14 protein-coding genes are annotated in these 16,367 nt (G+C 48.8%); all 14 read left to right on the forward strand.

From position 1 onward, the window contains the following. The first annotated feature begins 230 nt into the window (after nt 1–230). A complete protein-coding gene (locus H7F26_RS02155; protein ID WP_009329583.1) occupies nt 231–1,445 on the forward strand; it encodes an ABC transporter substrate-binding protein in 1,215 nt (404 codons plus the stop codon). A gap of 26 nt (nt 1,446–1,471) precedes the next feature. Next, nucleotides 1,472–2,365, forward strand: a complete 894-nt coding sequence (locus H7F26_RS02160) for a carbohydrate ABC transporter permease (RefSeq protein ID WP_003185218.1) — start codon at nt 1,472–1,474, stop codon at nt 2,363–2,365. Beyond that, nucleotides 2,362–3,183, forward strand: a complete 822-nt coding sequence (locus tag H7F26_RS02165) for a carbohydrate ABC transporter permease (protein WP_003185219.1) — start codon at nt 2,362–2,364, stop codon at nt 3,181–3,183. The genes H7F26_RS02160 and H7F26_RS02165 overlap by 4 nt, the downstream gene beginning before the upstream one ends. 21 nt (nt 3,184–3,204) lie before the next feature. Then, entirely contained in the window at nt 3,205–5,514 is a 2,310-nt protein-coding gene (gene yicI / locus H7F26_RS02170; protein WP_003185222.1) for an alpha-xylosidase, read from the forward strand. A gap of 15 nt (nt 5,515–5,529) precedes the next feature. Continuing rightward, nucleotides 5,530–8,475: a glycoside hydrolase family 3 protein gene (locus H7F26_RS02175; RefSeq protein ID WP_003185224.1), complete on the forward strand. Its 2,946-nt coding sequence runs from the start codon at nt 5,530–5,532 to the stop codon at nt 8,473–8,475. 224 nt (nt 8,476–8,699) lie between these two features. Beyond that, entirely contained in the window at nt 8,700–9,443 is a 744-nt protein-coding gene (locus H7F26_RS02180; protein WP_003185226.1) for a metal ABC transporter ATP-binding protein, read from the forward strand. Continuing rightward, a complete protein-coding gene (locus tag H7F26_RS02185; protein WP_003185227.1) occupies nt 9,443–10,303 on the forward strand; it encodes a metal ABC transporter permease in 861 nt (286 codons plus the stop codon). Before H7F26_RS02180 ends, H7F26_RS02185 begins: the two co-directional genes overlap by 1 nt. Nucleotides 10,304–10,330: 27 nt before the next feature. Further along, nucleotides 10,331–11,260, forward strand: coding sequence for a metal ABC transporter substrate-binding protein (locus H7F26_RS02190; RefSeq protein ID WP_003185228.1), 930 nt, complete (start codon nt 10,331–10,333; stop codon nt 11,258–11,260). Between the two features lie 104 nt (nt 11,261–11,364). Beyond that, nucleotides 11,365–11,691: a four-helix bundle copper-binding protein gene (locus H7F26_RS02195; protein WP_003185231.1), complete on the forward strand. Its 327-nt coding sequence runs from the start codon at nt 11,365–11,367 to the stop codon at nt 11,689–11,691. Nucleotides 11,692–11,800: 109 nt separating this feature from the next. After that, entirely contained in the window at nt 11,801–12,580 is a 780-nt protein-coding gene (locus H7F26_RS02200) for a MurR/RpiR family transcriptional regulator (RefSeq protein ID WP_003185233.1), read from the forward strand. A gap of 83 nt (nt 12,581–12,663) precedes the next feature. Beyond that, on the forward strand, nt 12,664–13,578 hold the full coding sequence (pfkB, locus tag H7F26_RS02205) for a 1-phosphofructokinase (RefSeq protein WP_003185235.1): 915 nt from the start codon (nt 12,664–12,666) through the stop codon (nt 13,576–13,578). Between the two features lie 13 nt (nt 13,579–13,591). Continuing rightward, entirely contained in the window at nt 13,592–14,992 is a 1,401-nt protein-coding gene (locus tag H7F26_RS02210) for a PTS fructose transporter subunit IIC (protein ID WP_003185239.1), read from the forward strand. A 6-nt stretch (nt 14,993–14,998) separates the two neighbouring features. Continuing rightward, the gene (locus H7F26_RS02215; RefSeq protein WP_003185242.1) at nt 14,999–15,457 is read left to right on the forward strand and encodes a PTS sugar transporter subunit IIA; all 459 of its coding nucleotides are present in this window, start codon (nt 14,999–15,001) and stop codon (nt 15,455–15,457) included. A gap of 25 nt (nt 15,458–15,482) precedes the next feature. Beyond that, entirely contained in the window at nt 15,483–16,334 is an 852-nt protein-coding gene (locus H7F26_RS02220) for a tagatose bisphosphate family class II aldolase (protein WP_003185244.1), read from the forward strand. Nucleotides 16,335–16,367: the final 33 nt, after the last annotated feature.

Here is a 16,367-nt window from a genome sequence, read left to right on the forward strand (position 1 = left end):
CGCCGGGCTTTATTTTATATATGAGCATATACGCATATATTATCTACCCTTATTATATGCTTCATCCGAAAAATGTGTCAATCGATCTTTGTTATCATACGCACCGGCTGTTTCCGTGTTTACCCTGATCCGCGTCTGCGAAAACTCTGCTGGCATATTGGAAGCAATGCCCAAATATACTTAGTTTAGCTATTAAACTAACAAGCTTTTTTCATAAGGAGTGAGCGCTTTTGAAAAAATCGTGTCTGATGATCGTCTGCCTCGCCTTTCTTCTTGCTTTTTCCGCAGGCTGCAAAAGCAGCACCGGCACAAAGCATACGGAAGAAATAAAAGTCTGGGATTACTTTACCGGCAAGCAGCAGGATCTTTATCATGAGCTTGTCGAACAGTACAATCGGTCCCAGGACCGGTACAAGGTCGTAACGGAGTACATTCCTTTTAATGAAGTGAAAAAGCAGCTGTCTGTCGGTACAGCCGGCAATGCCATGCCTGACGCCGTATTCCTTGACAATGTCGACAATGCTTCATTCGCCGCTATGGGCGTGCTCGAAGATTTGACGGAGAAAATCGAACAATGGGGGCAGGCTGACCAGTTTTATGAGGGGCCTCTATCATCAGCCGGATATGAAGAGAAGTACTACGGCATCCCTTTCGCAAGCAATGCGCTTGCCTTGTTTTACAACAAAGACCTCTTGAAGAATGCAGGGATCTCCAAACCGCCTGAAACGTGGAGCGATCTGAAAAAAGCGGCGGAAAAAACGAGCAAAGGCCAAACGAAAGGATTTGCCCTGTCAGCCGTAAAATCAGAGGAAAGCGCTTTTCAATTTTATCCGTTTCTTTTGTCTTCCGGAGCAGATCTAAAACAGCTGAATTCAAAAGAAGCAGCCTCTTCTCTTCAGTTTTTAACAGATCTGATCAAGAAAGGCGCAATGAGCAAGGAAGTGTTAAACGCCACCCAGGATGATCTGGCCAGACAGTTTGCAGCAGGTCAGCTCGCCATGATGATCAACGGCTCCTGGAATATTGAACGGCTGGAAGAAGCCGAAGACTTAAATTACGGGATTACCTATATCCCGAAAGATCAAACATTCGCTTCTGCCCTCGGCGGCGAAAATATTGCCGTCGTTAAAGGAAAAAACACCGCCGGCGCCTGGGATTTTATCAGTTGGCTGATCGATCCGGAGCGGCTCGAAACGCTGACAGCAGAAACAGGCGTGTTTCCGCCGCGCAAAGATTTGCTCGAATCATCGAGCCATTGGAAAACAGATGATAATTTAAAAGCCTTCATTCCAATCATAGAGATCGCATCAGCCCGCGGCCCTTCGAAAGACTGGCCGAAGATTTCGGAAGCTTTGCAGACTGCCCTGCAGGAAGCATTGAGCGAAAGCAAAACGCCGAAAGAAGCGCTGGATGAGGCCGCGCAAAAAATCAGCGCCTTAAACTAGCTTTAAGCGCACGAAGGAGTTTTGTCATGATCAGAGCCATTGTCCGTAAATGGGAAGGGTACTTTTATTTGTTTCCGGCAGTTCTTTTTATGCTTGCTCTTATCGGTTATCCTCTCATCTACAACATGATTCTCAGCTTTCAAAACGTATCGCTTGCAAATATAGCCTCACACGATATCAGCTTTATCGGAATCGAAAATTATCAGCGGCTTGCCCAGGATAAAGTATTTTGGGCATCTTTAAAAAACACGCTGCTTTACACGGCCGGAAGCGTTGTATTTCAGTTTGCAATCGGCTTTTTGCTCGCTTTGTTTTTCAGCATGAAGTTCAGGCTTGCCCCGTTTCTCAGGGGATTGATGATGGTGAGCTGGCTCATCCCGCTGACGGTTACGGCGCTTTTATTCAAGTTTATGATGGCTTCAAACGAAGGAGTGTTCAATCAGCTGCTCCTATCATGGGGAATGATCGACACCCCGATCCCCTGGCTGTCAGACCCGAATATGGCCATCTGGTCCGTTATCATCGCCAACATCTGGGTCGGCATTCCTTTTAATATGCTGCTCATATCCGCTGGACTCAGCTCCCTTCCGGAAGACGTCTATGAAAGCGCAAGCCTTGACGGCGCCAATGCTTTTCAGAAATTCATCCATCTGACACTGCCTTTATTGCGGCCGGTGATCACTGTCGTCATGATGCTCGGCTTCATTTATACGTTCAAAGTGTTCGATCTTGTGTTTGTGATGACTGGAGGCGGTCCCGTGGACGCAACTGAAGTCCTGTCAACCGTCAGCTACCGCTACTCCTTTGACGAATTTCAATTCAGCATGGGCGCGGCAAGCGCCAATGTCCTGTTTCTTATTCTTCTTTTGGTCAGTCTCGTCTATTTGCGGCTGATCAAAAAAGATGAGGTGATGTCGTGAAAACGAACCAAAAGGAATGGCTCTTTAACATTATTGGCGTCCTCGTTACGGCCGGCTTTTTATTCCCCGTTTACTGGATGATTGCTACGGCTTTCAAAAGCGATGCCGAATTGTTTAAAACACCGCCTTTATTGTGGCCCGAGACATTCCGCACGGCCGGCTTTGAAGCTGTGTTCACTTCTGGCGTCGCCGGATACTTTTTGAACAGCCTCCTGATTTCCGGGGCGGCTGCCGTCATCGTTCTCATATTGGCCGTTCCTTCCGCCTACGGCTTGGCGCGCTTTCGGATCAAGGGCAAAAAAATGTTCATTTTACTGTTTCTCATCACGCAAATGCTGCCTGCCACCGTTGTTTTGACTCCGCTGTTTATCGCCTTTAATCAACTGAACATATTAAATACGTATATCGGACCGATTTTGACGGGGGCAACGCTCGGCGTTCCTTTTTCTGTTTTAATGCTCAGAACCTTTTTTCTTGGGATTCCCAAGGACCTTGAGGATGCGGCCAAAATCGACGGCTGCAGCCGTTTTACCGCGTTCATCCGCATCATTTTGCCTATCAGCGTACCCGGGATTGCCGTCAGCGGAGCGGTTTCTTTCTTTTTCACATGGGGAGATTTGATTTACAGCATGACATTCAACCGAAATCAGGAGCTGTGGCCGCTGACGGCCGGCATTTACAATGTGATCAGCCAATACGGAATCCAGTGGAATGATCTGATGGCATTTGCCGTTTTATCGGTTCTGCCTGTCATCATCATTTTTATGCTGCTTCAAAAGCAGCTTGTTAAAGGACTTATCAATGGATCTATCAAGTAAAAAGAAAGGGTGTTTTCGATCATGAAATTTTCAGACGGCTACTGGCTGACGCGCGAAGGATATCACATCAACACGCCGAAAGAAGCCTACGACCGAATGATTGATCAGCAATCATTGACCGTGTACGGGCCTGTCAAAGCGGTTCAAAAGCGCGGGGACACGCTCGACACCCGCATGCTCACCGTCAGATTTTCGAGTCCCCTTGAAGACATGATCCGTGTGCAAGTGTTCCATTTTCAAGGGGAAACGCCTCGGAAACCCGACTTTCAACTGCATACGGCAGATGTTGAACCGGTCATCACCGAACACGATGATGCGTTGACCTTCCAAAGCGGCAGCCTGTGCGTCGAAGTGAGCAAAAACGGTTGGGGCTACCAATTTTCACGTGATGGACAGAGCCTGACCGCAAGCGAATCGAACAGCCTCGCCTATATCACAAGCGATGACGGGCGCACCTTTATGAGGGAACAGCTCAACATCGGCGTCGGCGAATTGCTCTACGGCCTTGGCGAGCGTTTTACGGCATTCGTGAAAAACGGCCAAACCGTCGACATCTGGAATCAGGACGGCGGAACAAGCACAGAGCAGGCATATAAAAATGTGCCGTTCTATTTGTCAAACAAAGGGTACGGTGTTTTTGTCAATCATCCCGAGCTCGTCTCGTATGAAATCGGTTCTGAAGTCGTATCCAAAGCGCAGTTTTCGGTCGAAGGAGAATCGCTCGACTATTTTGTCATCAGCGGCGCCGAACCAAAGGATGTTTTGAAACGCTATGCCGCGTTAACGGGAAAACCGGCGCTTCCCCCGGCCTGGTCTTTCGGCCTCTGGCTGTCAACATCGTTCACAACCGACTATTCCGAGGAGACCGTGACCCGCTTCATCGACGGGATGACCGAACGCGGCATCCCGCTCAGCGTGTTTCATTTTGACTGCTTCTGGATGAAAGAATTTGAATGGTGCAATTTCGAATGGGATGAACGATATTTTAAGCAGCCTGAAGCCATGCTCAGCCGCCTGAAAGAAAAGGGCCTGAAAATATGCGTCTGGATCAACCCTTACATCGCGCAAAAATCAAAGCTTTTTCAGGAAGGAAAGGAAAACGGCTACTTCTTGAAAAACAGCCGGGGGGATGTATGGCAGTGGGACCGGTGGCAGGCCGGAATGGCCATCGTCGACTTCACAAATGAAAAAGCGCGTGACTGGTATTGTTCAAAGCTTGAAAGCCTGCTCGACATGGGGGTCGACTGCTTTAAGACCGATTTCGGAGAACGGATTCCGAGTGACGCTGTTTACTTTGACGGATCAGATCCCGAAAGAATGCACAATTATTATTCTTATTTATACAACAAGACCGTATTTGACTTGTTGAGGCAAAAGCGCGGCGAACGGGAAGCGGTCGTGTTTGCAAGGTCTGCGACGGCCGGCGGCCAGCAATTTCCCGTACACTGGGGCGGGGATTGTTTTGCCAGCTATGATTCAATGGCTGAAAGCCTGCGCGGCGGCCTGTCGCTTTCTCTTTCAGGCTTCGGCTTCTGGAGCCATGATATCGGCGGATTTGAAAGCACGGCAACAGCCGATTTGTATAAGCGCTGGACCGCATTCGGCCTCTTGTCGACGCACAGCCGCCTGCACGGGAGCGAGTCATACCGCGTTCCGTGGCTGTTTGACGAAGAAGCGGCCGATGTCATGCGGTATTTTGTCAAACTGAAGCACAGGCTGATGCCTTATTTGTACGCCGCTGCACATGAAGCGCACGCTGAAGGCATTCCGATGATGCGGGCGATGCTCCTCGAATTTCCCGGAGACAACACCTGCCACTGGCTTGACAGACAGTACATGCTCGGCGGAAGGCTGCTCGTCGCTCCCGTTTTTCAGGAAGACGGCGCTGTCCGTTATTATTTGCCAAAAGGCACGTGGACACACCTTTTGACGGGAAAAGAGACGGAAGGCGGAGAATGGAAAGAAGAACGGTACGGCTATATGGGGCTTCCCCTGTTCGTCAGGGAAAACACACTGCTGCCGCTGGGGCAGGAATCCGGGCGACCTGATTATGATTATCTCGACGATGTGACGTTCTGCCTCTATCATTTAAAAGACGGCTGTACAGCCGAACAGACGATTTACAATGAAAAGGGCGAAGCAATGACACTCAGAGCTTCACGGCATCAAAATACGATTGCCGTGAAAACAACGGGCGTCCAAAAGAACTGGAAGCTGCTCCTCCGCGGTCTTTCTGTCACCTCTGTTATTAACGGAGCTGCGGAAGCGCTTCAGGAGGGAACAGCGGTTCAGCCAAAAGAAAAAGAACGGGATGTCTTCATTTATTTCTAAAAAGGAGTGATCAGGATGCTGAAAACGGTCCGCATCATCATATTGGGCGCAATGTGCACGATCCTTTCCGCCGCCGGTTTCGATCCGCCGCAGCCCGCAGCCGCTAAAAGCCAGGCTGATGAATATGAGTATCCCTTTCAAGATCCCAGTCTCCCTGTACAAAAAAGAGTCAGCGACTTGCTTTCACGGCTGACCCTTGAGGAAAAAGTGTCACTGATGCATCAATATCAGCCCGCCGTTCCCCGGCTGGGCATTCCCGCTTTTAAAACGGGCACAGAAGCGCTTCACGGCGTCGCCTGGCTCGGGGAAGCAACCGTTTTCCCGCAGGCTTTCGGGCTCGCGCACACATGGGACCGCTATTTAATCAAACAAATCGGCTCGGCGGTCGGTGATGAAGTCCGCGGCTTCCACCACCTTGATCCCGCGGCAAACGGAGTCAACGTCTGGGCGCCGGTCGTCGATCTGCTGCGTGATCCAAGGTGGGGAAGAAATGAAGAAGGCTATTCCGAAGACCCCTTTTTAACCGGGGAAATAGCAACCGCCTATGCCTCCGGGTTAAGGGGCGATCATCCCTTCTATTTGAAAACAGTTCCAACCTTAAAGCATTTTCTTGCCTATAACAACGAAACAGACCGGGGATTCAGCTCCTCAAGCATCGATCCCAGGAACATGCACGAGTATTATTTGAAGCCCTTCGAAACAGCAATTTCCAAAAAAGCTGCGTATGGACTGATGCCGGCCTACAATTCTGTCAACGATAAACCGGCCATTTTGAGCCCGCTGCTCGACAGTACAGTCAAACGTAGATGGGCCGGAGACGATTTCTTCATCGTCAGCGATGCCTTTGATCCTTCCGGAATCGTCAATGACCACAAGTATTATGACAGCCACGAAAAAGCCCATGCCCACGCCGTAAAAGCCGGCATTGACAACTTTACGGATCAGGGGGAAAATCCCGAGCTGACGAGAAACGCCTTAACCGGTGCCTTAAAGCAAGGCCTTATTTCTGAAAAAGACCTCGATCAAGCCTTGGCCAATACGTTCAGCATCCGTTTTCGCACGGGCGAATTTGATCCGGACGAACTCAATCCGTACAGCCGCCTGACAGATGACGTCATCAACAGTCCAAAGCATCAGCTGCTGGCGAAAAAAGCGGCTGAAAAAGCCATTGTTTTACTGAAAAACGACCAGGATCTGCTTCCTTTCAATGCCCGGAAGAATGAAAGCATTGCAGTCATCGGCCCGTTCGGAAATGCGCTTTACGAAGATTGGTACAGCGGAACGATGCCGTATCGGAAAACCCCGCTTGACGAAATCGCGGACAAAATCGGCAAAGACCGCGTCTCCTTTGCTGAAGGTCTGGAACAAAGCGGCTTCAAATCCGCGCCGACCGGAAAGTTTGTAACTGCAGGCCGGGACGGCAAACAACCGCTCACAGCAGCGGCTGATAAGCTTGAGAAAAGCACGGCATTCGATGCGGCGGATTGGGGAGAAAGCATCTTCACCCTCCGCGCCCAAGCGAACGGCCTCTATGTCTCGCTTCAGGATGACGGCCGGCTGATCGCTGATCAGAAACAGCCGAACGGCCGGACCGTTAAAGAAACATTTCAGTTCGAACAGCAGTCTGACGGGACATTTGCCATCAAAAATACGGCAAACGGCAAATATCTCACTGCCGGTAAAGACGGCACATTAACAGCCGCCGCCGAAAAGCCGGCAACAGCAGCGGAAAAGTTTTCAAAGACGATCATCAAGAGCGGTACGGATGAAGCGGTTCAGCTGGCAAAATCCGCGGACAAAGCCATCGTGTTTGTCGGCAACAATCCTTACATCAACGGCCGGGAAACCGAAGACCGGAAAGATATTACACTCCCTCCGGCCCAGGAAAATCTGCTGAAAGCTGTTTCTAAAGCCAATACCAATACGGTGCTTGTCGTAACGAGCAGCTATCCGTTTGCTCTCAACTGGGCAAAAGCGCACATTCCTGCGATCATATATTCCGCTCACGGAGGCCAGGAGGCGGGAAGCGCATTGGCGGACATTCTCTATGGAGATGTAAATCCGGGCGGACGGCTGACGCAAACTTGGCACACCTCAGTCAAAGAACTGCCGGATATGATGAATTACGATATCATCAAAGGGAAAAGAACCTATAAATATTTCGTAGGCAAGCCGCTGTTTCCGTTCGGCCACGGGTTATCCTATACAGCGTTTCGCTACAGCGATTTAAGCCTTTCCTCTGACAGCATCAAAAAAGACGGATCTGTCACGATTCGCGTCAACGTCACCAATACAGGCGGAAGAAAAGGAGATGAAGTCGTTCAGCTCTATACCTCTCCCCTGTTTAAAACACGGGTTAAACAGCCGAACCTGGACCTGAAAGATTTTCAGCGGGTTGAACTGGCACCGAAAGAAACGAAAACCGTGACATTCAAGCTGAAACAGACAGACCTTGCCTTTTGGGATGTGACGAGAGAAACATTTGCCGTTGAAAGAGGCCCTTACAGAATATCCGTCGGCAGCTCGGCGGCGGACATCCGCAAGACAAAGCGGATCTTCGTCCAAGGCGAAACAATTCGGGAACGGAACTTGCGCCGAAAGACAAACGCTGAAGACTACGACGACTACAAAGGCGTGCTCATCACCGAAGAATCCAAATACGGCGGCGATGCGGTAAAAAGCAGTACAACAAACGCGTGGATCGCCTACCATGATGTCCGCTTCAAAGGCGAAAAAAGGATAGAAGCAAAGGTTGCAAGCAGCGGCGCCGGCGAAATCGGCATCTTCCTCGACCATCCTCAAAAAGGAAAGCAAATCGGTTCGTTAAAAGTGCCTGACACATCCGGATTGCAAAACTGGAAAACGGTAAAAGCTTCCGTCCGAAAATCGACAGGCACCCACCGCGTCTTTTTTGTCTTCAAAGGGAAAGTTGCAATCGATTCGTTTCAATTTGAAAGATAAACCGGCAAACAAGAAATTTTTTAAAGCCATGCAGCTTGATCTGCATGGCTTTTACCGTTTTTCAGCAATTTTAGCGCTTTACAATTTAGGAATGATATATTAGAATTCAATCAAAAGTTGCATTAGGTAAAAAAAATGTCTTTAGGCAATAAAAAATTGCCGAAACAAAAATATTGTATGCAGGTTAACTTTCATATAGACATAGAAAGGGGTTAATGAACGCTATGAAACCCGCAATTACCGTAAAAGATTTATATGTTTCTTATCACGGCGCAGAAGCGCTCCGCAATATTAATTTCTCACTCGATCAAGGAATGATGGCGGGCATTATCGGACCGAACGGCGCAGGAAAATCAACGCTGTTAAAATCCATGCTCCAATTGATTCCAAAAGATAAAGGCGACGTCCGTCTGCTGGGAAAACCGCTCAAAGATGTACGCAAGCAAATCGCCTATGTTCCGCAGCGAAATGATATGGATTGGACGTTCCCGATCAATGTCCTCGACACCGTCATCCTCGGCACGTATCCTGAACTCGGCCTTTTCAGACGTCCGAAAAAACGCGATAAAGACTGGGCGTATCACTGTCTTGAGAAAGTCGGGATGGCTGCATATGCCAAGCGTCAGATCGGCGAACTGTCAGGCGGACAGCAGCAGCGCGTTTTTCTCGCCAGGGCGCTCGCCCAAAAAGCAGAGCTGTTCTGTCTTGACGAACCGTTCGTCGGTATTGATGTGACAAGTGAAGAAATGATCGTCAGCATCTTAAAAGAACTTCGTGATGAAGGAAAGACCGTTCTTGTCGTCCATCACGATTTGAGCAAAGCGGACAGCTACTTCAATGAATTAATTTTGCTGAACAAAGAGCTGATTCAAAAAGGCCCTGTCTCCGACATCCTCAATCCCGACGTGATGATGAAAGCCTACGAATCTCAGCTTCCGTTCCTGCAATCGAAAAGAGGTGCGATCTGATGGAGTTTATCCATGGTTTGATGGAATATTCGTTTCTGCAAAAATCGCTGTTCACCTCGATTATGGTGGGCATCATTTGCGGCGTCATCGGCTGCTTTATCATTCTCAGGGGAATGGCGCTGATGGGAGATGCGATTTCACACGCGGTTCTTCCCGGCGTCGCCATCTCTTATATGCTCGGCGTCAATTTTTTCTTCGGCGCCGTCTTTACGGGCATCCTGACGGCTCTCGGAATCGGCTATGTCAGCCAAAACAGCCGGATTAAAAACGATTCGGCCATCGGCATCGTATTTACGGCCTTTTTCGCCGTCGGAATCATATTGATCACGCTTGTCAAAAGCTCAAGCGATCTGTACCATATCTTATTCGGAAATGTGCTGGCCGTTCGTTCATCAGACATGTGGATCACGCTCGTCATCGGAGTCATTATTCTTACCGCTGTCTTTTTATTTTACAAAGAGCTGCTCATCACCTCTTTCGACCCGACGATGGCGGCTGTCTACGGCTTGCCGAACCGGCTGATCCACTACTTTTTAATGACGCTTTTAACAATGGTCACGGTCGCATCGCTTCAGACCGTCGGCATCATCCTCGTCGTCGCGATGCTGATCACGCCTGCCGCAACCGCTTATCTATTGACGGACCGGCTGTGGGTGATGATCTATTTGTCCGCTTTCCTCGGCGCTTTGTCAGCGGTCATCGGCCTTGGATTAAGCTATACGTACAACCTCTCCTCAGGAGCGGCAATCGTGCTCGTGGCTACGATTTTGTTCGGACTTTCCTTTACGTTTTCACCGAAACAAGGCGTGCTTTGGAGAGCTGTGAAATCAAGAAGAAAACGGGCAGCGCTTCAACAATAACCGCAAAATAAAGGGGGAAAACAAAACATGAAATGGAAGCAAACATTAGCAATTGCGGCGGCATTGATTCTGATTCTCGCCGCCGGCTGCTCCTCGAAAAGCAGCAGCGAAGAAAACGGAAAGCTGAAGGTCGTCACCACCTACTCCATTCTTTATGACATCGTCAAACAAGTCGGAGGGGATCACATCGATTTATACAGCATTGTACCTGTCGGAACAGACCCGCATGAATACGATCCGCTTCCTAAAGACGTGCAAAAAACGACGGACGCCGATGTCGTCTTTTACAACGGATTGAATTTGGAGACAGGGAACGGCTGGTTTAACAAGCTGCTGGAAACAGCTGAAAAAGACGGTGATGACGCCCCTGTCTACAAGCTGAGCAAAGGGGTCAAGCCAAAGCATCTCACCGCTAAGGGAAAAGAAACGGAAGAAGATCCCCATGCATGGCTCGACATTGAAAACGGGATTCAATATGCAAAGAACGCAAGAGACGCGCTGATCAAAAACGATCCCGACCATAAAGAAGACTACGAGAAAAACGCGGAAGCCTATATCGGCAAGCTGCAAAAGCTTCATGATGAAGCGGTGAACCGCTTTAAAGATATACCGAAAGAGCGCCGCGTCCTTGTGACAAGCGAAGGGGCTTTTAAATATTTCGCTTCGGCCTACGGCGTCGACGCGCAGTATATTTGGGAAATCAACACCGAAAATGAAGGAACTCCCGGTCAGATGAAAAAAATCGTCGACACAGTGAAGAAAAAGGACGTCCCGGCCTTATTCGTGGAGACAAGCGTTGACCCGCGGAGCATGGAAAGCCTTTCAGCCGAAACGGGCGTGCCGATTAAAGCAAAAGTCTTCACCGATTCGATCGGAAAGCCCGGTGAAGCGGGAGATTCCTATTATAAGATGATGAAAGAAAACCTTGACCGGATCCATCAAGGCCTCGCCGAATAACCAATGAACTGCTGTACAGGATGTACAGCAGTTTTTTTCTTATGTTTTTCCGATTTTAAAGCAGGGTACAACGAAGGGAAAACGAGGAAAAAGGAGTGTGTTTCGTGAAATCTGGATATGAGGAATGCATCAAAGCCTGCCGAGAATGTCTTGAAGCCTGCAACCACTGCTTTGACAAATGTCTGATGGAAGAAGAGGCTGGGATGATGGCCGAATGCATCCGTCTTGACCGGGAATGCGCGGAGATGTGCGGTTACGCAATTCAAGCCATGACGCGCAACAGCCCGTATGCCGAAGATATTTGCCAGCTTTGCGCAAAGGTTTGCGAAGCTTGCGGCAATGAATGCAGCCAGCACAAGCATGACCACTGCCAATTTTGCGCTGAAAGCTGCTTTGCATGCGCGGAAGCGTGCAGAAAAATGGCTTCTTAACTTGAAACATCCGGCCCTCGAGCCGGATATTCTTATGTAGGAAATGTTTATTTTTTCTCCTTCCCCCTTTCTAAACTGATACAATATGACTATAAAAGGGGGTTTTATCATGAAAGACAGCGTGTTTCAAATGACTTCTGACACATATCAATCTCTCAGCGATTCAGAACGGCATTTGCTCGAGTACATTTATCAGCACTTAGACGTCATCGCCACTTTATCGATTGTAAAATTAAGCGAGGATGCAAATGTTTCAACAGCCACGATTGTCAGGTTAATGAAAAAACTCGGATATGACGGCTACACTTCTTTTAAGTATGCATTAAAAGAAAAACACCACCTCGGACACGCTCCGCTGATGGATGATATCGACAGCCAAATTAAACAGGCCGTGCTAAAGAATGAAAGAGAAGTTCTGGATACGATTAAGATGCTTGATATCGGGTTGATCGAAGATGCCATTCAAAAAATCAGCAATGCCGAAAAAGTTTACATCTTCGCAAGAGGATTGTCTGAAATGATTGGAACCGAGATGACGATCAAGCTTCAGCTGCTCGGCAAAAACTGCGAGATGCACAGCGACCCGAATATTATCAGAGGAAAGTCAAAAACACTGGCCAAAAAAGACCTCGGCCTTTTTGTTTCCTTGAACGGCGAGACAGAAGAGCTTGTTGAAGCCGCTCAAAACTTCAAATTGCAAGCCATTTCCACCATTACATTAACGACAAGGATCGATTCGCGTCTTGCGAAATTATCAGAGATCGTACTGGTCGGGTTTAAAGGGGAACAATCATTTTTTCCCGATTATGAAGTCCGCTCTCGCCTCCCTCTGCAAGTCCTCTCCCGCATCATGCTGGACTCATATGTCATCCGCACCGCTCATAGCTGAAAACCTTTACACAACCTGTAAACATCCCCCCTTTCATCTGTGACATAATGTCTGTGAAGCCACAGATAAAGGGGGGATACAGCATGATCTATACATGCACGATGAACACCGCAGTCGACTTATTCGTTGAAACCGACGAGCTGCTTCCCGATGTTGTCAACCGTACTAAAGATGAAGATTATCAGCCAAACGGAAAAGGCGTCAATATTTCATTTATGCTCAAGCGCCTTGGTCTTGACAATACCGCGCTTGGCTTTACAGGCGGATTCACCGGGCGTTTTATTGAAAATGAACTGCTGAATGAAAAAATCGTCACAGACTTTGTCGAAGTGGAAGGCATCTCACGGATCAATATTTTTATCAATTCAACCCGGGAATTCAAGATTGTAAACAAAGGACCGCTCATATCTGAAGCCCGAAAACAGGAGCTGATCAACAAAATCCGTCAAATCCCGCCGGGCCGTTTCTTATTTATTTCAGGCAGTCTTCCGAGAGGAGTCCCTGATGACATGTACCTTTCGCTTTCCGAGATTGCCGCCGAAAACAAACTGAAATTGATCTTGGATATCAGTTCTCCCGTCCTATTAGATTGTCTTTCATACCATCCTTACCTGATTAAGCCGAATGAACAGGAGCTTGCCGCATTTTTCAGCCGGAAGAAAGCGCTGTCCGAAGAAGAAATCATCCATTACGGAAAGGAACTTCTCGACCGCGGCGCTGAAAGGGTTCTCATCTCCCGCGGCAAAGACGGAGCCCTTTATTTGGACCGCCAAAGAACATTAAAAGCGACCGCCGCTAAAGGCAAAGTTGTCAATACAGCATGTGCCGGCGATGCCATGCTTGCCGTATTCGTCGGAAAACAGGAGCTCGGCTGTTCCGTTCCTGAAGCACTCAGGCACGCCTCTGCCGCCGGTTCCTTGACGGCATTCTCGAAAGGACTCGGTGATGTGTCCAAACTCGATCAAACAGCTTCACAAATTCAAATCACTCATTTATAAAGGGGGTTTTCTTATGAAAAAGTTCAAAATCATCGCGGCAACCGGCTGTCCAACAGGGATTGCCCATACATTTATGGCTGAAGAGGCCTTAAAACAGGCTGCCGCCAAACTGGGTGTGGAAATCAAAGTCGAAACACACGGGCAAATCGGCGTTCAAAACGAACTATCGCCAGAGGACATTAAACAAGCCGACGGGGTCATTGTCGCGGCAGACAAAGATGTAGGCGCAGAGCGTTTTGCAGGCAAACGTGTCCTTGACGTCCCGGTTGCGCGGGGCATCCGGGATGCGGAATCTTTAATTCGGACGCTGATGAACGGCGAAGCGCCGATTTACCGCGGACAAACTGCGGCAAAAACAGAGGATGAACCAAAAACAGGCGAATCCGCTTCCATCGGCCGTAAAATATATAAACATTTGATGAACGGGGTTTCCCACATGCTCCCATTTGTCGTCGGCGGAGGGGTTTTGATTGCACTTTCCTTTTTATTCGGCATCCATTCAGCGGATCCTGAACATCCAAGCTACAACGCTTTTGCCGAATTGCTGAATAAAACGGGCGCATTCGGATTCCAGCTGATGGTTCCGATTTTATCCGCCTATATCGCCGATTCAATGGCAAAACGCCCCGGCCTGATTGTCGGTTTTATCGGCGGCATGATCGCCAGCACGGGCGGAGCGGGTTTTCTGGGCGGCATCGTATCCGGTTTTTTGGCGGGACTGATCATTTACGGCCTCTCGCATGCACTTAAAAAAATGCCTCAGTCACTTGAAGGACTAAAAGCAATTTTTCTTTATCCGGTTATCGGCATTTTTCTGATCGGTGCGGTCATGTTTTTCCTCGTCGAACCGATGACGGCCATTAATGAGGGGATGAAGGGCTTTTTAGCCGACTTTCAAGGGGCGAACCCAATCATTCTCGGCTTGATCATCGGCTGTATGAGCGCATTTGACATGGGCGGCCCGGTCAATAAAGCCGCTTATGTCACCGGTACTGCTCTTCTCGCTGAAGGGAACCAATATTTCATGGCAGGCGTCTCCGCCGCGTGCATCACACCGCCGCTCGTTATTGCGTTTGCCACATTGCTTTTCCGCAAATATTTCAGCCAGCAGGACCGAAATGCAGGACTTGTCAATTTTATTCTCGGCGCCACTCATATTACTGAAGGCGCTATCCCGTTCGCCGCAAAGAAACCAATCCCTGTCATTCCGATTTTGATGATCGGCTCTTCGGTTTCGGCAATATTAACATATTCATTCGCAGTTCAAGTACCTGCCCCGCACGGCGGATTCCTTGTACTTCCCGTTGTAACAGGAGCCTTTCAATGGGTGCTGTCGATTATCATCGGATCGCTTATCGGTGCCTTCTTATACGGCTTTTACCAAAAACGGACATATGAAAAAGAGAAAGGCTGATCAAACATGAAAACAGCAGCTTTAATCAAAAAAGAGCACATCTATCTACAAGAAACGCTATCTTCCCAAGCGGAAGCTTTTGACCGGCTGGCTCAGATCGCATATGAATCAGGAGCAGCCAAAACAAAACAAGCGGTCATTGACGGATTGGCGCAAAGAGAGGCTGAAAGCACGACCGGCTTTATCGACGGCTTCGCCATTCCCCATGCAAAACTGAAGGACATCACAGAAGCAACTGTCATCATCATTCAAAACAAGGCAGGAATCGAATGGAACGCGCTTGATCAGACGCCTGTCACGTTCATCATTGCATTATTGATACCCGATGCCGAGGCAGGCAGCACACATCTCAATCTATTATCATCGGTGTCTCGCATGCTTGTTCACGAAGATGCGAGGCAGCAGCTGCTTGAAGCCTCGAGTCCTGACGACATTCTGAGCACCTTCTCAAGCTATTTATCTTAACTTTGATCAGAAAGAAGGAATCGATATGCTGACAAATACGAAAAAAATGCTGCTGGACGCACAGGCAAACGGCTATGCGGTGCCGGCCTTTAACATTCATAACCTTGAAACCGTGCAGGCCGTGACAGAAGCGGCTGAAGCCTTAAGGTCCCCCGTGATTCTTGCGGCTACTCCAGGAACCTTCAGCTATGCAGGGCGCGACTATATTCAAGCCATTGCAGAAACGGCCGCGGCGCGCTGCTCGATCCCGGTCGCCCTCCATCTAGATCATCATGAAGAAATTGATGATATTCGCGAGTCTTTATCATTGGGGACGAAATCTGTCATGATTGATGCTTCGCACCATCCATTTGCCGAGAATACCGCAATTACGGCGAGTGTCGTTCAATATGCCCGGCAAAAAGATGCCACTGTAGAAGCCGAGCTTGGAAGGCTCGGCGGACAGGAAGACGATTTGATCGTGGATGAAGCCGACGCTTATTATACCGATCCGGATGCAGCAAAAGAGTTCGTCGAGAAAACCGGAATCGATTCGCTGGCGGTGGCAATCGGTACAGCCCACGGTCTTTACTCAAAAGAGCCCAATATCGATTTTGAGAGGCTGGCCGCGATTCAAAAACGGGTTTCAGTCCCGCTCGTCCTGCACGGCGCCTCAGGAATTTCAGAGCAAGATGTTAGAAAGTGCATCAAGCTAGGCTGTGCAAAAGTAAATATCGCGACTGAATTAAAAATTCCTTTTTCAGATAAACTGCGCCGATATTTGCATGAACACGCCGATGCAAGCGATCCAAGAAAATATATGGCCCCCGCCAAAGAAGCCATGAAAAAAATCGTCCAAGAAAAGATTTTGATGTGCATGAGCAATGACAGATACTAATACAAAAAGCCGGATGTTCTTTAACATCCGGCT

This window comes from Bacillus sp. PAMC28748, assembly GCF_014250415.1.
GTDB lineage: Bacteria > Bacillota > Bacilli > Bacillales > Bacillaceae > Bacillus > Bacillus licheniformis.